The organism is Kribbella sp. NPDC023855 (genome assembly GCF_040639475.1).
In the GTDB taxonomy this organism is placed as follows: domain Bacteria; phylum Actinomycetota; class Actinomycetes; order Propionibacteriales; family Kribbellaceae; genus Kribbella.
In genome coordinates, this window is the sequence record NZ_JBFAAA010000009.1 from 206,106 (window position 1) to 226,100 (window position 19,995).

A 19,995-nucleotide genomic window follows, 5' to 3' on the forward strand; every position below is an offset into this window, starting at 1 on the left:
AGCGACCGGCGAATTCCGGGCGCCGTTCATCCACAGGCTGATTACGGCAGCGCCGCCAGGTACGGCGCGTGGGCGTTCTGGAACTCCCAGTTGTAGTAGCGGTCCCAGTTGATCGACCAGGTCATCAGGCCGCGCAACGACGGTGAGGCGCCGCCGCGCAGGGTGTAGCCACCACAACTTTGGCCTTTCACCAGACAGTCCAGCGCTTGGTGAACGGCTGCGGGGGCGGTGTAGCCGTTCCCTGCGCTGACTGCCGCCGGCAGACCGAAGGCGATCTGGTCCTGCCGGAGTCCTGGGAAGGTGTGGCCGGTGTTCGCGACCGGGAAGCCGGCCTTGATCATGTCGGTCATCGCGATGTGGAACTCCGCGCCGCCCATGTTGTGGTACTGGTTGTCGAGCCCCATCACCGGACCCGAGTTGTAGTCCTGGACGTGTAGGACGGTCAGGGCGTCGCGCAGCGCGTGGATCACCGGCAGGTACGAGCCGGTCCGGTTGTCGCCGCCACCCGCGCCGCCGTAGAACTGGTAGCCGACCTGTACGAAGAACGTCTCGGGCGCCATCGTCAGCACGAACTTCGTCCCGTACTTCGCCTTGAGCGTCTTCAGCGCGCTGATCAGGTTCACCACGACCGGAGTGGTCGGGTTGCGGAAGTCGGTGTCGCCGGCGTTGAGGTAGAGCGAGTGACCCTCGAAGTCGATGTCGAGCCCGTCCAGGCCCCAGCGATCGATGATCGCGCTGACCGAGTTCACGAACGCGTCGCGGGCCGCAGTACTGGTGAGCTGGACCTGGCCGTTGGCCCCGCCGATCGAGATCAGCGCCTTCTTGCCCTGGGCCTGCTTCGCCTTGATCGCGGCGAGGAAGTCGGCGTCGCTCTCCACGTTCGGGCACTCGCTGACCGGGCATCGGTTGAACCGGATGTCGCCGGACGTGACAGAGGTCGGCTCACCGAAGGACAGGTTGATGATGTTCCACTGCGACGGGATTTCGGCCATCCGGATGTAGCCGGAGCCGTTCGCGAAACTTGCGTGCAGGTAGCCGATGAGTGCGTGCTTCGGGAGTCCCGTGTTGGTGCAGCCGGTCGTAGTACCGGAAGCTGCTGCGCTCTTGGCCGACTCACCGTTGCTGTTGTAGGCGGCGACTGTATAGCTGTGGCTCGTACACGCGGCTAGTCCGTCGACGCTGGTGGAGGTGCCAGTGACCGTCTTGACTGCGGTGGAGCCTTCGTAGACGCGGTAGCCCGTGACTGTCCCGGTGGAGGCCAGCCAACTCAGTGAGATCGCGCTGTTCGTAGTACTGGTGACTGAAGGCGTGCCTGGTACGCCGGGAGCGCCACCGGTCGGCGGGTCGCCACCGGGGCCGTCCAGGTTGACGTCATCGGCCTGGTACGCCGGTTGGCCGTACCAGCCGTGGAGGTAGATCTGTGCCGACGTCTGGCTGGCACCACTCGTGAAGGCGACTGTCAGTTGCGTGTAGCCGCTCGCCGACGGTGTCCAGGTGGAGGCACCGCCAGTGACGCCCAGGTACACGTAGGACCCACGCACCCAGGCCGACAACGTGTACGCCGTACTGGGCTGCACCGCCACGGTCTGGCTGCACTTGGCGAGGTCCGATGCCGACACTGCTCCGTTGAGCGCGTAACTGCCCGAGTGGGTGGGACTGGTGATCACCGAGCCGCCCGAGCAGGTCCAGCCACTCAGTGAATCCGCCTCGAAACCAGGGTTGGTCAACAGGTTCGCCGCCTGGGCGGTCTGCGTGACGCCGACCAATCCGGCGACAACCAACAGGAACCCGAGAAGGGCGGCAGAGCACCGTGAACGCATGGGCGGACCTCCAGCGGCGAGAGTGCATTAAGTAGAGAACTTGCAAAACTCACCGTCAAGACATCGCCCTGTCGGATCCCCGCCGCTGTGGGAAACCCGCCGCGACGGGAATGCGTGGGACAGATCGTCGGGCGGCTGGACCGCCCGACGATCAGCACAGCCGGGGTCAGAGCAGCTTCGCGGTCACCCAGTCCACGGAGGACCAGCAGTGGCCGGTCGTCTCGACCGTCGCATACGGAGGAACTTCCAGTTCTTTGTCGATATTGCCGTCGAACCAGTTGTTGCATTCGACGTGGAAGATCATTGTCTTCCGGACGCCGGTGGTGTTGTAGCACGATCCGATACCGTCATTTCCGGCAATCCGGGTCGAGCAGCCACTGAGAATTCCACTGGAATTTGACTCGGCCGCGGTCGATGCCTGCGCGCTGGGCGCGACGGTGACTACTCCGGCCAGGGCGATGACGGCCACGGCGGCCTGCTTCAGGTATTTCATGGTCAACTCCTCGAAGAGTGCGGGCGGTGCCGGGCGATCAGATCGTCGCGGTGACCCAGTCGACCGAGGACCAGCAGTGCCCCTGCGCTTCGACCGTGCTGTACGCCGGCACGGACACGTCGCGGTCCACATTCGGGTCGTAGAACGCGTTGCACTCGACGTGCAGGTGCATGGTGCGCGTGTACGGGGTCGAGTTGTAGCAACGACCGTGACCCCATTCGCCGGAGATCCAGGTACTGCAACTGCTGCTCGTGCCGCTCGTGCCGTTCGTGGATGACGGCGCGGCGTGCGCGACCGGTCCGCTGAACGCGGCGACTCCGGCCACCGCGAGTGCCGCGGCACCAAGACGAAGGACAGTCCTCATGGCGATTCTCCTCTGAGTTGCACAACTCGATGGGAAAGCGCCTTCAAATTATCCCTGCGGCCTCGACGCGGGACAGCCTTTTCAGAAACCTGGAAACGACCCGGGAAATGCTTCGGATATTTTCGAAGGAAAGCCCGCGGTGCCTAGATCCAGCGGCGGCGGGCGGCTTGGACTCCGGCCTGGAAACGGGTCTGGGCGCCGAGGGATTCCATCAGCGCGCGGACCCGGCGCTGCGTTGTTCGCGGGCTGATGCGCAGGTGGCGGCTGATCTTGTCGTCGGTCGCTCCGCCGGCCAGCAACAACAGGATGTCGCGGTCGGCCGGCCGCAGTCCGGAGAACTCACCGCTGAACGGCAGGCCGGGCATCGGGATCGCCAGTCCCCACAGCATCTCGAAGGTCGCGATCAGCCCGTCCAGCAGCCCGGACGAGCGGATCAGCAGGTGGTAGTCGCCCACCGCCCGTTTGGTCAGTCCGATCAGCGCCGTGTCGTCGTCGCCGACCGCCATCTTCATCGGCACCTGCGCGAGCACCCGGCTGACCTCACCGGCCGACTGCAGCGCCGGCAGCACACCCAGGATGTCCTGGCTCTCGAACACCTCCGTGCCGTAGATCGCCCGGTACCCGACGCCGGCCCGCAACCGATCGAGCTCCAACTGCTGCTGCGACGACGGCGGAGTCACATACGGCGGCCGATCCAGCACCCGTACTTCGCGCTGCGCGTCCTCCTGCAGCCGTTCGTAGGTGCGGAGCAGTGTCGGCCCGTCCTTGATCAGCTCCACCTGGTCGCCCGCGAGAACCGGCTTGCCCCGCGAGCCCCGCAGCTCGTCGGCAACGTTGCGCAACCGGCTCAGCTGCGCGTCCAACTCGTCCAACGGGTCGGTGAGGATGGAGTGGTGGACGGGGGACGGACCGTCCTGATCCTCGAATTCGTCTGGCAACTGCGACCTCTTCGAACGGTTCCTGCATCGGCGGACATCAGACTAAACCGGGCCCCCAGCCCGCTGACAGCGTTGTCTCGTCACGGCCCGCAACTCAGGCACGGCCAGACGAGTCCACAGCTGACACACCTCCCATCTACCCCCGGTGCGGCCAGCCGCAACCCATTGATCACGTGCCAATCCATTCGCTGCTCTGCCGGTCGGCCACCAGCGCTACCGGAACGAGCCGCCGGAGAGCCGGGCGGGACCGCGGTCCCGGTTGTCGCCGGGGCACCAGCGGCCGCAGTACCGGCTGCTGCGGCAGCACCCGGGGATGCGGCACCTCCCGGAGATGCGGCAACTCCCGGAGATGCGGCACCTCCCGGAGATGCGACAGCACTCGCAGGAGCGGCAGCGCCGGGAGAGGCAGCGCCGGGAGAGGCAGCGCCGGGGGGTGCGGCAGCGCCTGGTGCTGCGACAGCACTCGCAGGTGCGGCAGCTCCCGGAGATGCGGCAGCACTCGGAGGTGCGTCGGGGGGTGCGGCAGCGCCGGGAGGTGTGGCGAGCCAGCGGAGTTCGGCGGTGCCGTTGCGGCCGTGCACCGCCAGTACCGCGTCGACACCGCCCTCCCAGACCGACGTCACCGGCCATTGCCCCCGCCAGCGCAGCGTCACCGCGCCGTCGGACCACTCGACTCCCTCGGCGACTGTGCCGGACGGCCGGACCAGGTGGAAGAGCCTTGGCTCTGGCTGCGGAGTGTTCATGGTCCAAGGCTGGTTGGTGAGGGGGTGTGGTCACCAGGTGTGAGCTGTGGGCTGCCCGAACAGCCCACAGTCACCACAGCGCCGACAGGCCAGCTCTCCAAGGGTTTCAGGAGGCTGTGGTTGCTGTCTGGTTGCTGTCTGGGTGCTGTCCGGGCGGCGCCGCGGCGGGTTCTGTCGGTAGGGCCTTGTAGCTTTTCGCTACGCACCGCAACCACCAGGCGTGACCAGTGGGCCGGCCAGACCGGCAGCTCGAGCAGGGGAGGATCCTGTGGCTGAGGCAGCGTTCGGCGTGCAGTTGAGGCGGTCCCGGGAGGCAGCCGCCCTGAGCTTGCGGCAGCTTGCCACCCGAGTGGGCTACGACCACAGCTACCTGTCCCAGGTCGAGCGCGGCCGGCGCCCGGGCTCAGCCCACCTCGCCCGCCTGTGCGACCGGGAGCTGGGCACCAGCCCGGCGTTGACGACCGCCTACGAGCAGGCTCATCCACCGGCGCCGCCCGAAGCTGCCACCGGCCCGAGCACATCCGCCGAGCCACCGCCTTTCGCCGGCCCCCAGCCGGCCGCATCGGCTTCGGCACGACCGGCTCCGGCAGCACCGGCTCCGGCAGGACCGGCTCCGGTAGGACCGGCTCCGGTAGGACCGGCTCCGGTAGGACCAGCTCTGGCTGGACCAGCTCTGGCTGGACCAGCTATGGCAGCACCGGCACCGGCAGGATCGGCTTTGGCAGGAGCGGCTCCGGGAGGATCGGCTTTGGCAGGACCGCCTCTGATCGGAGCGGCTCTCGAAGGGGCCGCTCTCAACGGGACGGCCGGGCGGCCGGGGCCGGCAGCCGGGGTGGAGTTGCTGGAGGCGGTCCGGCACGAGCTCGCCGGGTCGTTCGGCCCGGGGCGGGAGGTGGCTGAGTGGCGCGCTGTGGTGAGCAGTCACGCCCAGGAGTTCGCCACGACTCCCCCGGCCGAGCGCCTCCCCGAGCTCGCTGCGGACCTCCAGCTGTTGCGTGCGAGCGCAGCGGCTGGTTCTGCTGCTCTTGCTGTTCCAGCGGCTGAGCTGGCCGTGCTGATCGCCCTGACTCTGGCGCAGCTCGGCAGGATCCGCGCGGCCGGGCGCTGGTGGCGGACGGCCCGCGCGACTGCCGACGGTTCCACCGAGCGCCGGATCGCCAGTCTCGCCCGTAGCTGGGAGGTGACCAGCGGGCTGGCCGAGCAGCGTCCACTCCGCGACCTCCTCGAGCTCGCCGGCGACGCACTGACGCTGGCTGACCGACCGGACGAGGTCGCGCGAGCTCTCGCGGCGCGGGCCCGGGTGCTGGCGGCAATGGGTGAGGCAGAGGGGGTCGGGCAGGCGGTGCGCGATCTCCAGGCAGCGGCGTTGGAGGAGCGCGCGGCTGCGAGCACTTCGCCGTTCGAGTGGAGCATCGCGGAGACATACTCCGTCGAGGGCCGAGTGTGGGCCACACTCGGCGACACCCCCAGCGTGTACGTGGCTCTCGACCAGGCACTCGGCCTGCGCGCGTCGGAAACCACCGAGCGGGCCGAGCTGGAGCTGGTGGTTGCCCGCTGCCTCGTGCTGGACGGCGACGTCGCGGCCGGCCTGGCGGTGGCAATGCGAGTGCTGGTGGAGCTGCCCGACCAGTGGCACACCCACCACCTGTACGACACGGCCAGCCACGTGCTGGCCGCAGTACGGGGGTCTGATCTGGGGCGGGCCGCTGTGTGGGACTTCAGCGCATTGCTGAGGCGCAGGCCGTTTGAGAACCGCAGTGTGGGCAGCGGGTCGAGTTCCAGCGGGCAGCAGGGGTAGCGTGCCGAGAGTGACAGGCGAGAATCAGGCAGCAACAGTGACAGACGTGTGGGACTTCCAGGTCGAGCTCAGCGCGGCCCCGGCGACAGCAGAGGCCCGTACTGCGGTACTGGCCAAGCCGGGCTTCGGGCAGTCCTTCACCGACCACATGGTGCTTGCCTCATGGACCAGTGAGCGCGGTTGGCATGACCAGAAGGTGACGGCGTACGCGCCACTCAAGGTCAGCCCGGCGGCCGCAGTACTGCACTATGCGCAGGAGATCTTCGAAGGGCTGAAGGCGTACCGGCACGAGGACGGGTCGGTGTGGGCGTTCCGGCCGGAGGCCAACGCTGCCCGCTTCACCCGGAGCGCCCAGCGACTTGCACTGCCGCAGGTGCCGGAGGACGCTTTCGTCGCGGCGCTTCGCGCACTGGTGACAGTTGACGAGGTGTGGGTGCCGCCGGCGGGCAGTGGCGAGACCAGCCTCTACCTGCGGCCGTACATGATCGCCACGGAGGCCGCGCTGAGCGTGCGCCCGGCGCAGGAGGTGCTCTTCGGAGTGATCGCCTCACCAGCCGGCGCGTACTTCGACACCGGCCCCAAGCCAGTCTCCATCTGGCTGTCCAGTACGTCGATCCGCGCAACCCCGGGCGGCACTGGTGCAGCCAAGTGCGGCGGCAACTACGCAGCCAGCCTCGCCGCACTGGCCGAAGCCGTCGCGAACGGCTGCGACCAGGTCGCCTACCTCGACGCAGTGGAGCGCCGCTGGATCGAGGAGAGCGGCAGCATGAACCTGTTCTTCGTGTACGCCGACGGCCGGATCGCCACGCCCGAGCTGTCCGGCTCGATCCTCGAAGGTGTCACCCGCGCCTCGGTGCTGGAGCTGGCAGCCGACCTCGGCCACAAGGTGGTGGAGACCCGTATCTCTGCCGACGACTGGCGCGACGGTGTGCGCAGTGGCGACATCACCGAGGTCTTCGCCTCCGGGACCGCTGCCGTGATCACCCCGATCGGCCGTCTCGCCTGGGAAGGCGGTGAGGTGGTCATCGGCGACCACACGGTCGACCACGGCGTCGGCCCGGTCACTGCCACGCTGCGCAAGTCCCTGCTCGACCTGCAGCACGGCCGCTCCCCAGACCCCCACAACTGGCTGACCCGCCTCGCCTGACCGCAGTACGGCGGCTGCCACGGCTCAGCAGGTGGGCCGTGGTTGCTGCCGGATGTCGGACCGGGCAGTTAGGTTGTTGGCATGGCGGAGTCCAAGGCGAGCAAGAGCAAGTCGCCGGCGGTTGAGCTGGAGGTCGGGGACCGGACGGTGCGGATCTCCAATCCGGACCGGGTGTACTTCCCCGCGCGCGGTGAGACCAAGCTCGACCTGGTGCAGTACTACCTGTCCGTCGGCGACGGGATCGTGCGTGCCCTGCGCGAGCGGCCGTGCATGATGCATCGGTTCCCGTCCGGCGTGGCCGGTGACAAGGTGCACCAGAAGCGGTTGCCCCAGGGCGCTCCGCCGTGGATGGAGACGGTCCGGGTGCACTTCCCGCGCTACAACCGGACCGCGGACGAGCTTTGCGTCACGGAGCTCGCGCATGTGGCCTGGGCGGTGCAGATGTCGACGGTCGAGTTCCACCCCTGGAACTCCCGCCGCGCCGACACCGAGAAGCCCGACGAGTGGCGGATCGACCTCGACCCGATGCCCGACTGCCCGTTCGACCGGGTACGCCGGGTCGCGCACGTCGCGCGCGAAGTACTGGATGAGCTGGGCGCGACCGGTTACCCGAAGACGTCAGGCGGTTCGGGCATCCACATCTATGTGCGGATCAAGCCCGAGCACGGTTTCTCCGACGTACGCCGCGCCGCGCTCGCGTTCGCCCGGGAGGTCGAGCGGCGCGCGCCCGACGACGTCACGACGACCTGGTGGCGCAAGGACCGCGACCCGAAGAAGCTCTTCGTCGACTACAACCAGAACGCCCGCGACCACACCATCGCCAGCGCGTACTCCGTCCGCGGCAACCCCGAAGGCACCGTCTCGACCCCGATCAGCTGGGACGAGATCGACGACGTCGACCCGAAGGCCTTCACCATCGCGACCGTCCCGGACCGCTTCGCCAAGCTCGGCGACCTGCACGCGACCATCGACGACTCGGCCTACTCCCTTGACACCTTGCTGGAATGGGCCGCCCGCGACGAAGCCGAAGGCGCCGAAGAGCCACCCCCGCCGGACGAGTAGCTAGACCGCACGAACCTCGATGGTCGCGGTGGTGGTGAAGCCGGCGAGCAACGGCACCAGCTCGTCCGGGGTCAACTGTTGAGGGCCGAAGACCTCGGGGTCGGGCTGGAAGTGGACGACCGTACCGGTGTGCGGGCCGGCCTCGATCTCGGTCAGGTCGCTGTCGGGCAGGCCGTGGTTGTAGCGGCGGAGCCAGGCGCCGTCGACGCGGTGGTTCTCGTGGGTGAGCCAGGTGCTGAGCGCCGCGACGACGGACATGCCGGTACGCCGAAGCCCGTCAGGGAGCAGCTCGGCTTCGGGGTTGTCGAAGAAGCGGAGGTCGCGGGTCGCCATGATCGGCTTGACCACCGGCTTGCCGTTGTCGTCGAAGAACACGTTGGTGCCGCGACCGTTGTCCTCGACCGAGATCGAGCCGTCGGCGTGCAGGGTGACCAGCACGCGGTTCGTCGTACCGGCTTCTGCTTCGTCGACCGGGTAGGCGACAACTTCCAGGACGAGATGGACGAGGCCGCCGTGGGAGTAGCGGGCCGGGTCGGCGCGGATCGCCGCGATGTGGGCGGCGTCCGACTCCGCGGACCATTCGTGCGTGGTGACCGGTGGCAGGTTGTTCATTCGCGTCCCGCGAGGCCGTGGTGGATGAGGTTGGTGAGGAGGTCGATCGCTTCCTCGTCGGTGATGGTGCGTCCGGACGGCGGGTTGACCACCAGCCAGGTGTAGGCGAAGCCTTCGAGCAGGGAGTTCATCGCCGAGATCTGCAGCTCCGGATCAGGGCGCGGCTCGGGCAGGTAGGACAGGTGCTCGATCATGTGCGCGTCGTCGTCCGCCATGATCCGCCGCAGCCGCTGGCCCAGCTCCGGATCGACCAGCGACGCCTGCCTGATGGCACTCATCTCCGGCAGGTGCGTCTTGTAGAAGCGCCAGAACGCGGTGACGTGCCAGCGGACCGACTCGATCCGGCTGAAGTCGGCATCGTGCGCAGCGTCTTCCAGTACTGCGTCGTCGACCTCCGCCAGCAGGTCGACAAGGAGCGCTTCGAGCAACTCTTCCTTGCCCGCGAAGTGGTTGTAGAAGGAGCCCGTCGCCCGGCCGGCCGCCGCCGTGATGTCGGTGATCTTGGTGTTCAGGTAGCCGCGCTCGGCGAACACCTCGCGCGCCGCCTGCTTCAGCGCCGCCTCGGTCCCGGCCGCCTGTTCCTTGCGTGTGGTCGTCACCCGGACACCTCCTCCTTGACAGCGAACCCTAGTCAGGTTCATAGTGAATCTAAATTCAGTGAATCACAATTCAGCGAACTGAGGAACCACTATGACTGTTCTGATCGCCGGTGCCGGACCGACCGGGCTCACGCTCGCCATCGAGCTCGCCCGCCGCGACATCGCCGTCCGGGTGATCGACAAGGCCGACGAGTTCTTCCAGGGATCGCGCGGCGACGGGCTGCAGCCGCGGACGCTCGAGGTCTTCGAGGATCTGGGTGTGCTCGACCAGGTGCTCGCGCAGGGCATCCCGATGCCAGCCCTGAAGATCTTCATCGGCGGCCGGCCCGCCGGCGAGCGGCGGATGGGCGAACTGGTCGACCCGACTCCCGACCGGCCGTACCCGAACGGCCACATGCTCGGCCAGTCCAGGACCGAGGCGATCCTCCGCGAGCGGCTCTCCGACTTCGGTGTCAGCGTCGAACTGAGCACAGCGCTGACCGGCTTCACCCAGTACGACGACCGCGTGGTCGCCGAACTCTCCACCGGCGAGACACTCGAGGTCGACTACCTGGTCGGCGCGGACGGCGGCAAGAGCTTCGTCCGCAAGCAACTCGGCATCGCCTTCGAGGGCACCACCGATGACTCGTTCAAGATGCTGCTCGGCGATGTCTCGGCCGACGGGCTCGACCACGAGTACGGGTACTGGTTCGCGGGCCCGGACAACCCGATGGACGGCATCGTGCTGACGCCACTGTCGGGCGGCGACCAGTTCCAGTTCGGCGCGCCACTCGGTGACCGCGATCTCGAGCCGACGCTGGAAACCCTGCAAGGACTCGTCGACAAGTACGCCGGCGAGGGCTTCGCCAAGCTCCGCGACCTCAGCTGGTCGACGGTCTGGCGGCCGAACATCCGGCTGGCCGATCGCTTCCGGGTCGGTCGCGTGTTCATCGCCGGCGACGCGGCCCACGTCCACCCACCGACGGGCGGTCAGGGACTCAACACCGGAGTACAGGACGCCTACAACCTCGGCTGGAAACTGGCCGACGGGCGGGAAGAGGTGCTGGCGACGTACGAGTCGGAACGGCGTACGAACGCGGCGCGGGTGCTTGGGCTCAGCGAAGACCTGATGCAGAAGCACATCGACGGCGACGAGAGCGCACTGGAGCGCGGCGAGGAAACCCGCCAGCTCGACATCAGCTACCGCTCCCCCGACGCCACCGGCCCGCTCGCCACCGGCGACCGCGCGCCCGACTCACCCGTGCTAGATGCCGAGGGCAACAAACTGCGCCTCTTCGAGCTCTTCCGCGGTCCGCACGAAACACTGCTCCGCTTCAACCCCCGTACTACGACCGACCACCCGCACGCTGTCGACATCACCCACGAAGCACGCCCTGGCGCCTACACCTCCCCCGAAGCCTTCACCTACTACTACGCCAAGGACGGCGACGAGTTCATCATCCGCCCAGACGGCTACCTCGGCTGACACTGGCCAGCGCGCGAGCCGCCACCTCCAGGTGCGATCAGCAGTCGAGTTCGAAGACCAGCAGGGCCTTGCCTGTCGGGGAAGTCCAGCGGTAGGCGACCAGACAGACGTCGGAGCCGTTCGGAGGATACCCGTCGTCGCGGATGTAGTTGGCCAGGACGAACGGCCTCCACACCTTGCTCCGGCCGTCGAAGCGATGGGCACCGACGCCGTGGTCCTCGAACCGGCCGATCAGCACCGGTTGGACGCGGGGATCGCGGAGCAACCCTTCGACGACGCTGCGATCGAGCCACTCCCCGTCGTCCTCGGTGAAGGGCTGGCCGTGCAGGATGATCTCGTCTCCGTGCAGTTTGTTCGGACGGATCGAGAACTCCGGCGCGGGGATGAGCAAGTTGGCGAGTTCTTGCAACATGCCGATCGACAGTAGTCGAGATCCGGCCCGCTGGGGATGGCTCAGCCGATCTTGGCGATCTGATCTTCGACGGTGAATTCGAGGCCGTCGGCGACAGCGAGGTAGACGTCCTGGTCGACGAGGTTTCCGTCGAGCCGCAGGAGGCCGCGGGGGCTGTCGTAAAAGTGCCCGGTGGGCAGTGCGGAGACGGCGTCGATGGTGACCGAACCAGCGATTTCGCCCAACCGGGCAAGGAATCGAACCGCCTCGTAGCAGGATTCGCCGACCGCATTGAGGGCCGGCGCCCAGGTGCCGAAGCGGGCGTAGTAGTCCCGGGCGAACTCGCCACTCTCGACGGTGGCGAGGCCGTCGAAGTATGCGGCGGCGGCATACAAACCCTTGTTTGCCGACGATCCGGCGGCCAGCAGCGTGTTCTCCTCGATCGCCGGGCTGAGCCGCAGGAGCTTGTCGCTCAGCCCGGCTTTGGCGAACTGGCGGTTGAAGTGCACGGCGTCCTGGCCCATCAACAGCATGATGATGCCATCGACCTGGGCCTGCTCCAGGTCTTGGATCACGCCCTTGAAGTCAGAGGTGCCCAATGGAACAAAGTCCGCTTGCACCACCGAAGAGCCCGACCCACGGAGCGCTTGGGTGGTGGTCGAGGCAGTCACCCGGGGATAGACGTAGTCATTGCCGACCACGGCCCAGCGGCGTACGCCGTGCTGTTCGCGCATCCAATCTGTTGCCGGAAGCAACTGATTGACCGGGCGCTCGCCGAGCATGAAGACGCCGGGAGTGTCGTCGCTGCCCTCGTGCATCGCGGCGAACGCGTAGACGACCTTGCCGCCGATCCGCCGGGTGAGGGCGACTCGTACCGCGGAGATGTGCCAGCCCGCGACGGCATCGACGCGGCCGCTGTCCACCAAACGGCCGACCTCCTCCGCGACGACCGCCGGCGGACGGCCGGCATCGACCTGGACGAGCTCGACCTGACGGCCGGCGATCCCCCGGCCGGCGTTGAGCTGCTCGACCGCGAGCTGGGCGCAGGCCAGGCAGGATGGACCGTAGATGCCGGTCGGGCCTTGCAAGGGCACCACGAACGCGATCGACAGCACCTCGCGTACGCCGGATCTGCTCAGCATCGTGTCCAGTGTTGCGCAGCCCGGGCCGGATCCGCGCGTGCTGAGCTATATTCGCCACACCGTGAGACAGCGTGAGGACTGACCGATGACGTCGAGCTTGCTCCTGCTGCTGAAGCAGGCCGAACGCCGGATCGAGCAACAACTGCTGCCGATCCTGGCCGAGTTCGGCCTGTCGCTGGAGCAGTGGCGGGTGATGTCGGCACTCGCGGACGAGCCCGGTCTGCCGATGTCCACGCTCGCCGCGACCGCGGTACTGCCGAACGCGAGCCTGACCCGGCACGTCGACAAACTGGTCGAACGCGGTCTGGTCGTCCGGCGGATCCACGCCGACGATCGGCGTCGCGTGGTCACCGCGTTGTCCCCGGTCGGCACCACGGTCGCCGAGCGGTTGCGCGCCGAGGAGCGCCGGATCGAGTCCGCGATCGCCAGCGAACTCGGCGACGACCGGCTGCAGGGTCTCGCCGGCGGCCTCCGTCGGCTCCAACGCTCACTCTGACCAGCCGCCGGACCGCAGTACGGATGTTTCCAGATGGAAATACACGAGCTTAGCGCGTTCGAAACACCCACGTAACGCGGCGTTCCTAGGTTCCTTCCATTCGGGTGCATCAGTTCCGGCAGCGTCGCCGGGCGCCTTGCACCATCCCGCCCGAAGGTGCCGCAGGAGTTCGCCATGACCGTTGAACCCTCGATCGACCACCGCACTGCCACCCCGCCGGAAACCACCGCCGCCACCCGCGAGACGCTCGAGGACTACACGCTGCGGTTCGCGCCGCGCTCGTACCGCAAGTGGTCGACCGGTGTCGTCGCCGTCTCCGCGCTCGGCGGTATCGCCTACCTGGCCGACTTCGCGATCGGCGCGAACATCGGCATCTCCTACGGCACCACGAACGCGCTGTGGGGCATCGCGATCTTCGCCGTCGTCATCTTCGCGACCGGCCTGCCGCTGGCGTACTACGCCGCGCGCTACAACATCGACCTCGACCTGATCACCCGCGGCAGCGGCTTCGGGTACTACGGGTCGGTGGTGACGAACGTGATCTTCGCGTCGTTCACGTTCATCTTCTTCGCGCTCGAAGGCTCGATCATGGCCCAGGGCCTGAAACTGGGCCTCCACGTACCGTTGTGGCTCGGGTACGCCGTCTCGACGCTGGTGATCTTCCCGCTGGTGATCTACGGCATGAAGGTGCTGTCCACGCTGCAGGTCTGGACCACGCCGCTGTGGTTGCTGCTGATGGTGCTGCCGTTCGTCTACCTCGTCGTCTCGCACCCCGAGTCGGTGTCGTCGTTCTTCGACTACCAGGGCGAGGAGGGCAAGGGCGCGACCGACGTTGGCTCGATGCTGCTCGCGGCCGGCGTCTGCCTGTCGCTGATCGCGCAGATCGCGGAGCAGATCGACTACCTGCGCTTCATGCCGCCGAAGACGCCGGAGAACTCGCGTCGCTGGTGGACCCACATGCTGCTTGCGGGACCGGGCTGGGTCATCTTCGGCGCGATCAAGCAGGTGATCGGCCTCTTCCTCGCCGTCTACCTCATCGCCAACCTGACCGACGGCGCCGCGGTGGCCAACGAGCCGGTCCACCAGTTCCTCGAGATCTACCAGGGCTTCCTGCCCGGCTGGCTCGCGATGACGCTGGCCGTAGTACTGGTCGTCATCAGCCAGGTGAAGATCAACGTGACGAACGCGTACTCCGGTTCGCTGGCGTGGACCAACTCCTACACCCGGCTGACCCGGCACTATCCCGGGCGACTCGTGTTCCTCGGGCTCAACCTGGTGATCGCGCTGGTGCTGATGGAAGCCAACATGTTCGACTTCCTCAACACGATCCTCGGCTTCTACGCCAACTGCGGGATCGCGTGGATCGTGGTGGTCGCCTCCGACATCGTCTTCAACAAGTACCTGCTGAAGCTGTCGCCGAAGGAGCCCGAGTTCCGTCGCGGCATGCTGTACGCCGTGAACCCGGTCGGGTTCGTGTCGATGGCAGTGGCCGCGGGCGTCTCGATCCTGGTGTTCTTCGGCGGACTCGGCGACGGGATCAAGCCGTACTCACCGCTGGTCGCCATCGTGCTCGCACTCGTCCTGCCGCCGGTGTTGGCCATTGCGACTCGCGGCAAGTACTACCTGCGCCGTACGAGCGACGGGATCGACCTGCCGATGTACGACGAACACGGCAACCCGTCGGGCGCAGTACTGAGTTGTCACGTGTGCCGGCAGGACTACGAGCGGCCGGACATGACTGCTTGCGAGACGCACGACGCGTACGTGTGCTCGCTCTGCCTCAGCACCGACAAGGTCGCGGATCACGTGCTGGCGGCGCAGGCGTGAACTTCACCCCGTCCGAAATCGAGAAGCTGCTGCTCTCCGTGGCCGGGATGGTCGCCCGCGACCGCCTGGCCCGGGGAGTACGCCTCAACCACCCCGAGGCGGTCGCCCTGCTCAGCACCTGGGTCATAGAACGAGCCCGCGAAGGCGCCCGCGTCGCAGACCTGATGGAACAAGGCCGCCTGGTCCTCACCCGAGACCAGGTCATGGACGGCGTCGCGGAGCTCCTGGAAGACGTCCAGGTAGAAGCCACCTTCCCGGACGGCCGCAAACTCGTCACCATCCACAACCCAATCATCTGAAGGCATCTGATGAACAGAAATGGCCCAGGGGCCGTGCGGGTCGCCGAAGGAACGATAGAACTGAACGCCAACCGCGAGAAGCTGACGCTGGTGATCGTCAACACCGGCGACCGCCCAGTCCAGATCGGTTCGCACCTGCACCTACCGGACGCCAACACCGCCCTCGCCTTCGACCGCGCGGCCGCGGATGGCTTCCGCCTCGACATCCCTTCCGGAACGTCGCAACGCTTCGAACCCGGAGCGTCGAAGGAGGTCGCAGCGGTAGCACTCGGCGGCCAACGGAAGGTGCCCGGCATTCAGATCAAGCCGAGCCCAGCCGACGAGACCGCCCCGGCGGCAACCCATGGTTGAGATCTCGCGGGCGGCGTACGCCGCGTTGTATGGGCCGACGGTTGGTGACCAGGTTCGGTTGGGTGATACGGATTTGTGGATCGAGGTGGAGGAAGATCGCACGGTCGGGGGCGAGGAAGCGATCTTCGGTGGGGGGAAGTCGATCCGGGAGTCGATGGCGCAGGGTACGGCGACGCGGGCCGAGGGGGCGCCCGACACGGTGATCACCAACGTGCTCGTGCTCGACTGGTGGGGGATCGTGCGGGCGGACGTCGGGATCCGGGATGGTCGGATCGTGGCGTTGGGGCGGGCCGGCAATCCTGACATCGCGGACGGAGTGCACCCGGAGCTGCGGATCGGTCCCTCGACCGACGTCATTGCCGGCGAGGGGCGGATTCTGACCGCCGGGGCGATCGACTCGCACGTGCACCTGTTGTCGCCGTCGCAGTTGCACGAAGCCTCGGCGACCGGGATCACCACGATCGTCGGCGGCGGGACCGGGCCGAGCGAAGGTTCGAAAGCGACCACGGTCACGCCCGGGGCTTGGCATCTCGCGCAGATGCACCGCGCCCTCGACGCCTTTCCGCTCAACGTGTTGCTGCTCGCCAAAGGCAACACGGTCAGCGCCGAGGGGCTGACCGAGCAGGCGCTCGCGGGCGCGGCCGGCTACAAGGTGCACGAGGACTGGGGTTCCACACCCGCGGCGATCGATGCCGCGTTGAAGGCTGCCGACGACTGGGGCCTCCAGGTCGCCCTGCACGCGGACAGCCTGAACGAGGCCGGATTCGTCGAGTCGACGCTGAACGCGATCGCCGGAAGGTCGATCCACGCGTTCCACGTCGAGGGCGCCGGCGGCGGCCACGCACCGGACATCCTCTCCATCGCGAGCCACCCGCACGTCATCCCGGGCTCGACCAACCCCACGCTGCCGCACACGGTGAACACCGTCGCCGAGCACCTCGACATGCTCATGGTCTGCCACCACTTGAGCCCCGACGTACCGGAGGATCTTGCCTTCGCCGAGTCGCGGATCCGGGCGACCACGATCGCCGCCGAGGACATCCTGCACGACCTCGGCGCGCTGTCGGTGACCTCGTCGGACGCACAAGCGATGGGGCGGATCGGCGAGGTGATCACCCGCACCTGGCAGGTGGCGCACGTGATGAAGGCGCGGCGCGGATCGCTCGGCACCAGCCTGCCGGCCGACAACGAACGTGCACGGCGGTACGTCGCGAAGTACACGATCAACCCGGCCGTTGCCCATGGCATCGATCACGTCGTCGGATCGGTCGAGGTGGGCAAGCTGGCCGATCTCGTGCTCTGGGATCCCGCGTACTTCGGGGTGCGGCCGCGGCTGGTCATCAAGGGCGGGGCGATCGCGTGGGCCGCGCTCGGCGATCCGAACGCGTCCATCCCCACGCCGCAGCCGGTGCTGATGCGGCCGGCGTTCGGTGACGCGATCGGCGCGGATCTGTCCATCTCGTTCGTGTCCCCCGCCGCCCTCGACGACGGGCTCGCCGATCGGCTGCGGCTGAAAAGACGCCTCGAAGGCGTCCGACCGACGCGCGACATCGGCAAGGCGCAGATGAAGAACAACGACGCGTTGCCGAGCATCGACATCGACCCCGAGACGTTCGCCATCAAGGTCGACGGCGAACTCATCGAACCGTCCCCGGCGGAACAGCTTCCGCTCGCCCAGCTCTACAACCTGTTCTGATGGGCTCCCCCGAGTTGGTCGCGCTGATGCTCGCCGACGCGCGCCTGCCCACCGGCGGCCATACGCAGTCGGCGGGGTTGGAGCCGGCCGTCCGCGCCGGCCTGGGAGCCGACGGCACACGGCTCGCCGATGTGGCGAGCTACGCCGCTGACCGATTGCGGACCATCGTCCGGGTCGAGGCCGCGACGGCGGTGGTCGCGCGCCAACTCACCCTCGATGGCGAACTGGTGGAACAGGCCGAAGCCGCCTGGGCAGCGCGTACTCCGAGCCAGGCTCTCCGAGCGGCATCTCGCCGGCAAGGGCGCGCCTACCTACGGTTGGCATGCCGAGTTTGGCCTTCCACAGCAGAGTTCTTGAAAGCCGACGCGGAGATCGCACGACCGGTTGTCGTCGGCGTCGTCGCGGCCGTGACCGGGTTGTCAGCCGAACAGACCGCAAGGCTGATCGGGTACGACGACGCGCAGACCGTCGTGGCCGCCTCGCTCAAGTTGCTGCCGGTCGATCCGGCCGAAGCGGCGAGTTGGCTGCTGAGACTCCATCCAGACATCGAGGAACTCGTCACCGCCGTCAGCCGGACGACGACGCCGGCCGAGGTACCGGCGTACGGGGCTCCGCTGGTCGAGGTGTTCGCACAAGCTCATGCCGTCGAGAGAATGAGGTTATTCCATGCCTGACAACAACCGCTCGTTCCGCCTGGGCGTCGCCGGACCAGTTGGTACCGGCAAGAGTTCGCTGATCGCGATGATCTGCCGCGAGCTGTCGGCCGAGCTCGAGCTGGGCGTCATCACCAACGACATCTACACCGACGAGGACGCGCGAATGTTGCGCGCGGCCGGCGTACTCGACCCCGAACGGATCCGGGCCGTCGAGACCGGCGCCTGCCCCCACACGGCGATCCGCGACGACGTCACGCCGAACCTGATCGCGGTGGAAGACCTCGAACGCGACTTCGCCCCGCTCGACGTCGTACTGGTCGAGTCCGGCGGCGACAACCTGACTGCGACCTTCTCCCCCGCGCTCGTGGATGCTCAGATCTTCGTTCTCGACGTCGCGGGCGGCGGCGATGTCGCGCGCAAGGGCGGTCCCGGGATCGCGCGGGCCGATCTGCTCGTGGTCAACAAGACCGACCTCGCCCCGTACGTCGGCGTCGACGTACCGCGGATGGTCGCGGACGCAGAGGTGGCCCGGAGCGGCAAGCCGGTACTCGCGTTGTCGCGCACGGATCCGGATTCGGTACTTCGGCTGAAGGCGTGGGTACTCGCGATGACCGCGGTGGTCCGAAATGGTTCGCACACGCCGGTGGATCCCGGACCGATGGCTCCGCACTCGCATGTCGGTGACGACGGGGAGCTCATCACGCACACCCATGCTCACGCGCATTGAGGTCGCCGCCGATCAGGTTCGCGATCGGTGCCTGCTCACGACCGGACTGCTCTCACCACGCCGGCTGCCGGCACCGGACGGGGTCGTCCGGGTCGCGCTGATCGCGGCCTCTGCCTTGTTGCTGGCGGGAGATCGAGTCGAGATTCAAGTCGACATCAAAGGTCCGGTGCGAGTCGAGATCATCGAGACCGCCGGTACGGTCGCCTATGCGATGCGGGGCGGATCGGCCAGCTGGGATGTGTCGATCTCGCTCACCGATGGCGCGCAGCTGACCTGGCACGGTGAGCCGTTCGTGGTCGCGGAGGGGGCTGAGGTCACGAGATCCACCGAAGTCGTGTTGGAGGCGAACTGCTGGGCGGTGATCCGCGAGTCGTTGGTGTTCGGGCGGCACGGCGAGGTGGGCGGCACTATGCGGTCGTCACAGCGAGCGTGGCTCGACGGTGAACTCCTCCTGGCCGAGGACCTCGACCTGTCCCCCGAGACCAGACCAGGCTGGGCGATCCTCGGCACGGCCCGCTGCCTCGATTCGATCACAACCCTCGGCCGCCGCCTGCCTGACACCTCGAGCACGGGGTTCCTACAGCTGGAAGGAGTCGGGTCGGTGGCTCGGCGGTTGGTGGGGCAGCAGCACGAGAGTGATCTGGGGCAGACCTGGGCAGTGTCGACGGCGGCTGACAAGATCTCCGGGTGGAGCTGAATCGAGAAGACGCGTTGCGCCGGGCCGTCGCGCTCGCGACCCGCGGGCGACGCGCGATCCTTGGCATCACCGGCCCGCCCGCCGCCGGCAAGTCGACGTACGCCGAACAACTCACCGCCGAACTCGTTGCCGCTGGCCACCAGGTCATCCTGGTCCCGATGGATGGTTACCACCTGGCCCAGTCGGCGCTCGAGGATCTCGGGCTGGCCGCGGTGAAGGGTGCGCCGCAGACGTTCGACGGGTACGGGTTCGTTGCCTTGCTCAAGCGGTTGAAGGACTCGGCGGACGAGACGATCTGGGCGCCGAGGTTCGACCGGTCGATCGAGGATTCCATCGCAGCCAGCATTCCGGTGCCACCGGAGACCACGCTGGTAGTCACCGAAGGCAACTATCTGCTCTTCGATCAGGTGCCATGGGCAACCGGTCGGACACTGCTCGACGAGTGCTGGTACGTCGACCTCGACGACGACCTACGCCACGCACGCCTGGAGGCGCGGCACCGGCTCTTCGGCCGCTCACCACAGGAGGCCCACGAGCGCACCTACGGCTCCGACGAAGCGAACGCCAAACTGATCGCCGCCACCAAACCCTCCGCCGACGCCATCATCACCCTGACCTGAGTCGGTCATCTCCGACCGCCTCCTGCCTGCCGCGGCCGGCCTGACCCTGAGC

The 19,995-nt window shown here is 67.7% G+C and carries 21 protein-coding genes and 1 pseudogene; 14 read left to right on the plus strand and 8 right to left on the minus strand.

The genetic code is table 11. The features are described 5' to 3' along the window. Positions 1-41: 41 nt before the first annotated feature. The 4 genes from AB0F51_RS28185 to AB0F51_RS28200 all read right to left on the minus strand — a co-directional run bounded on the left by AB0F51_RS28185 (position 42) and on the right by AB0F51_RS28200 (position 3,615). Complete coding sequence (locus tag AB0F51_RS28185; RefSeq protein WP_360284742.1) at positions 42-1,820, minus strand: glycoside hydrolase family 18 protein; 1,779 nt, start codon at positions 1,818-1,820, stop codon at positions 42-44. A 166-nt stretch (positions 1,821-1,986) separates the two neighbouring features. Continuing rightward, the gene (locus AB0F51_RS28190; RefSeq protein ID WP_360284744.1) at positions 1,987-2,313 is read right to left on the minus strand and encodes a hypothetical protein; all 327 of its coding nucleotides are present in this window, start codon (positions 2,311-2,313) and stop codon (positions 1,987-1,989) included. A gap of 37 nt (positions 2,314-2,350) precedes the next feature. Beyond that, entirely contained in the window at positions 2,351-2,677 is a 327-nt protein-coding gene (locus tag AB0F51_RS28195; RefSeq protein ID WP_360284745.1) for a hypothetical protein, read from the minus strand. 143 nt (positions 2,678-2,820) lie between these two features. Continuing rightward, entirely contained in the window at positions 2,821-3,615 is a 795-nt protein-coding gene (locus AB0F51_RS28200; protein ID WP_360284747.1) for a helix-turn-helix transcriptional regulator, read from the minus strand. Positions 3,616-4,647: 1,032 nt separating this feature from the next. On the opposite strand from AB0F51_RS28200, the pseudogene AB0F51_RS28205 reads away from it, so the two are divergent. The 4 genes and pseudogenes from AB0F51_RS28205 to ligD form a co-directional block, all read left to right on the plus strand. After that, positions 4,648-4,806 (plus strand): annotated as a pseudogene (locus tag AB0F51_RS28205) (helix-turn-helix transcriptional regulator); the annotation flags it as partial. Between the two features lie 300 nt (positions 4,807-5,106). Continuing rightward, a complete protein-coding gene (locus AB0F51_RS28210; RefSeq protein ID WP_360284937.1) occupies positions 5,107-6,156 on the plus strand; it encodes an XRE family transcriptional regulator in 1,050 nt (349 codons plus the stop codon). A gap of 1 nt (position 6,157) precedes the next feature. Then, on the plus strand, positions 6,158-7,303 hold the full coding sequence (locus AB0F51_RS28215; RefSeq protein ID WP_360284748.1) for a branched-chain amino acid aminotransferase: 1,146 nt from the start codon (positions 6,158-6,160) through the stop codon (positions 7,301-7,303). An 81-nt stretch (positions 7,304-7,384) separates the two neighbouring features. Further along, entirely contained in the window at positions 7,385-8,365 is a 981-nt protein-coding gene (gene ligD / locus AB0F51_RS28220) for a non-homologous end-joining DNA ligase (RefSeq protein ID WP_360284750.1), read from the plus strand. Here the strand turns inward: ligD and AB0F51_RS28225 are convergent, their stop codons facing one another. Further along, positions 8,366-8,977 carry a hypothetical protein gene (locus AB0F51_RS28225; protein WP_360284752.1) on the minus strand — a complete coding sequence of 204 codons (612 nt, stop codon included), beginning with the start codon at positions 8,975-8,977 and terminating at the stop codon, positions 8,366-8,368. Further along, positions 8,974-9,576: a TetR/AcrR family transcriptional regulator gene (locus AB0F51_RS28230; RefSeq protein ID WP_360284754.1), complete on the minus strand. Its 603-nt coding sequence runs from the start codon at positions 9,574-9,576 to the stop codon at positions 8,974-8,976. Before AB0F51_RS28230 ends, AB0F51_RS28225 begins: the two co-directional genes overlap by 4 nt. Before the next feature lie 91 nt (positions 9,577-9,667). Between AB0F51_RS28230 and AB0F51_RS28235 the strand changes: the two genes are divergently transcribed. Continuing rightward, entirely contained in the window at positions 9,668-11,041 is a 1,374-nt protein-coding gene (locus AB0F51_RS28235) for an FAD-dependent monooxygenase (protein WP_360284755.1), read from the plus strand. Positions 11,042-11,078: 37 nt separating this feature from the next. Here the strand turns inward: AB0F51_RS28235 and AB0F51_RS28240 are convergent, their stop codons facing one another. Together AB0F51_RS28240 and AB0F51_RS28245 are read right to left on the minus strand one after the other, a co-directional pair. Beyond that, positions 11,079-11,453 carry a hypothetical protein gene (locus AB0F51_RS28240; RefSeq protein WP_360284757.1) on the minus strand — a complete coding sequence of 125 codons (375 nt, stop codon included), beginning with the start codon at positions 11,451-11,453 and terminating at the stop codon, positions 11,079-11,081. A 41-nt stretch (positions 11,454-11,494) separates the two neighbouring features. After that, the gene (locus AB0F51_RS28245) at positions 11,495-12,574 is read right to left on the minus strand and encodes a substrate-binding domain-containing protein (RefSeq protein WP_360284759.1); all 1,080 of its coding nucleotides are present in this window, start codon (positions 12,572-12,574) and stop codon (positions 11,495-11,497) included. A gap of 85 nt (positions 12,575-12,659) precedes the next feature. Between AB0F51_RS28245 and AB0F51_RS28250 the strand changes: the two genes are divergently transcribed. The 9 genes from AB0F51_RS28250 (at position 12,660) to AB0F51_RS28290 (ending at position 19,943) form a co-directional block, all read left to right on the plus strand. Beyond that, a complete protein-coding gene (locus tag AB0F51_RS28250) occupies positions 12,660-13,070 on the plus strand; it encodes a MarR family transcriptional regulator (RefSeq protein ID WP_360284760.1) in 411 nt (136 codons plus the stop codon). Positions 13,071-13,244: 174 nt separating this feature from the next. Further along, the gene (locus tag AB0F51_RS28255; protein ID WP_360284762.1) at positions 13,245-14,897 is read left to right on the plus strand and encodes a hypothetical protein; all 1,653 of its coding nucleotides are present in this window, start codon (positions 13,245-13,247) and stop codon (positions 14,895-14,897) included. Further along, positions 14,894-15,196: an urease subunit gamma gene (locus AB0F51_RS28260; protein WP_360284763.1), complete on the plus strand. Its 303-nt coding sequence runs from the start codon at positions 14,894-14,896 to the stop codon at positions 15,194-15,196. Before AB0F51_RS28255 ends, AB0F51_RS28260 begins: the two co-directional genes overlap by 4 nt. Before the next feature lie 9 nt (positions 15,197-15,205). Further along, positions 15,206-15,547 (plus strand): urease subunit beta, encoded by a 342-nt coding sequence (ureB, locus tag AB0F51_RS28265; protein ID WP_360284764.1) that lies wholly within the window; start codon positions 15,206-15,208, stop codon positions 15,545-15,547. Beyond that, on the plus strand, positions 15,540-17,243 hold the full coding sequence (locus AB0F51_RS28270) for an urease subunit alpha (protein ID WP_360284766.1): 1,704 nt from the start codon (positions 15,540-15,542) through the stop codon (positions 17,241-17,243). The genes ureB and AB0F51_RS28270 overlap by 8 nt, the downstream gene beginning before the upstream one ends. Beyond that, positions 17,243-17,917 (plus strand): urease accessory UreF family protein, encoded by a 675-nt coding sequence (locus AB0F51_RS28275; protein ID WP_360284767.1) that lies wholly within the window; start codon positions 17,243-17,245, stop codon positions 17,915-17,917. Before AB0F51_RS28270 ends, AB0F51_RS28275 begins: the two co-directional genes overlap by 1 nt. Then, the gene (gene ureG / locus AB0F51_RS28280) at positions 17,910-18,626 is read left to right on the plus strand and encodes an urease accessory protein UreG (protein WP_360284768.1); all 717 of its coding nucleotides are present in this window, start codon (positions 17,910-17,912) and stop codon (positions 18,624-18,626) included. The genes AB0F51_RS28275 and ureG overlap by 8 nt, the downstream gene beginning before the upstream one ends. After that, positions 18,610-19,323 (plus strand): urease accessory protein UreD, encoded by a 714-nt coding sequence (locus tag AB0F51_RS28285; RefSeq protein ID WP_360284769.1) that lies wholly within the window; start codon positions 18,610-18,612, stop codon positions 19,321-19,323. Before ureG ends, AB0F51_RS28285 begins: the two co-directional genes overlap by 17 nt. Next, on the plus strand, positions 19,314-19,943 hold the full coding sequence (locus AB0F51_RS28290; protein WP_360284771.1) for a nucleoside/nucleotide kinase family protein: 630 nt from the start codon (positions 19,314-19,316) through the stop codon (positions 19,941-19,943). Before AB0F51_RS28285 ends, AB0F51_RS28290 begins: the two co-directional genes overlap by 10 nt. Positions 19,944-19,995: the final 52 nt, after the last annotated feature.

What these genes read in the sequence shown, in the direction of transcription:
- AB0F51_RS28235 (WP_360284755.1), top strand. Translation starts at nt 9,668, where the DNA reads ATGACTGTTCTGATCGCCGGTGCCGGACCGACCGGGCTCACGCTCGCC.
- ligD (WP_360284750.1), top strand. Translation starts at nt 7,385, where the DNA reads ATGGCGGAGTCCAAGGCGAGCAAGAGCAAGTCGCCGGCGGTTGAGCTG.
- AB0F51_RS28245 (WP_360284759.1), bottom strand. Translation starts at nt 12,574, where the DNA reads ATGCTGAGCAGATCCGGCGTACGCGAGGTGCTGTCGATCGCGTTCGTG.
- AB0F51_RS28225 (WP_360284752.1), bottom strand. Translation starts at nt 8,977, where the DNA reads ATGAACAACCTGCCACCGGTCACCACGCACGAATGGTCCGCGGAGTCG.
- AB0F51_RS28275 (WP_360284767.1), top strand. Translation starts at nt 17,243, where the DNA reads ATGGGCTCCCCCGAGTTGGTCGCGCTGATGCTCGCCGACGCGCGCCTG.
- AB0F51_RS28240 (WP_360284757.1), bottom strand. Translation starts at nt 11,453, where the DNA reads ATGTTGCAAGAACTCGCCAACTTGCTCATCCCCGCGCCGGAGTTCTCG.
- AB0F51_RS28285 (WP_360284769.1), top strand. Translation starts at nt 18,610, where the DNA reads ATGCTCACGCGCATTGAGGTCGCCGCCGATCAGGTTCGCGATCGGTGC.
- AB0F51_RS28255 (WP_360284762.1), top strand. Translation starts at nt 13,245, where the DNA reads ATGACCGTTGAACCCTCGATCGACCACCGCACTGCCACCCCGCCGGAA.
- ureG (WP_360284768.1), top strand. Translation starts at nt 17,910, where the DNA reads ATGCCTGACAACAACCGCTCGTTCCGCCTGGGCGTCGCCGGACCAGTT.
- AB0F51_RS28270 (WP_360284766.1), top strand. Translation starts at nt 15,540, where the DNA reads ATGGTTGAGATCTCGCGGGCGGCGTACGCCGCGTTGTATGGGCCGACG.
- AB0F51_RS28190 (WP_360284744.1), bottom strand. Translation starts at nt 2,313, where the DNA reads ATGAAATACCTGAAGCAGGCCGCCGTGGCCGTCATCGCCCTGGCCGGA.
- AB0F51_RS28195 (WP_360284745.1), bottom strand. Translation starts at nt 2,677, where the DNA reads ATGAGGACTGTCCTTCGTCTTGGTGCCGCGGCACTCGCGGTGGCCGGA.
- AB0F51_RS28185 (WP_360284742.1), bottom strand. Translation starts at nt 1,820, where the DNA reads ATGCGTTCACGGTGCTCTGCCGCCCTTCTCGGGTTCCTGTTGGTTGTC.
- ureB (WP_360284764.1), top strand. Translation starts at nt 15,206, where the DNA reads ATGAACAGAAATGGCCCAGGGGCCGTGCGGGTCGCCGAAGGAACGATA.
- AB0F51_RS28250 (WP_360284760.1), top strand. Translation starts at nt 12,660, where the DNA reads ATGACGTCGAGCTTGCTCCTGCTGCTGAAGCAGGCCGAACGCCGGATC.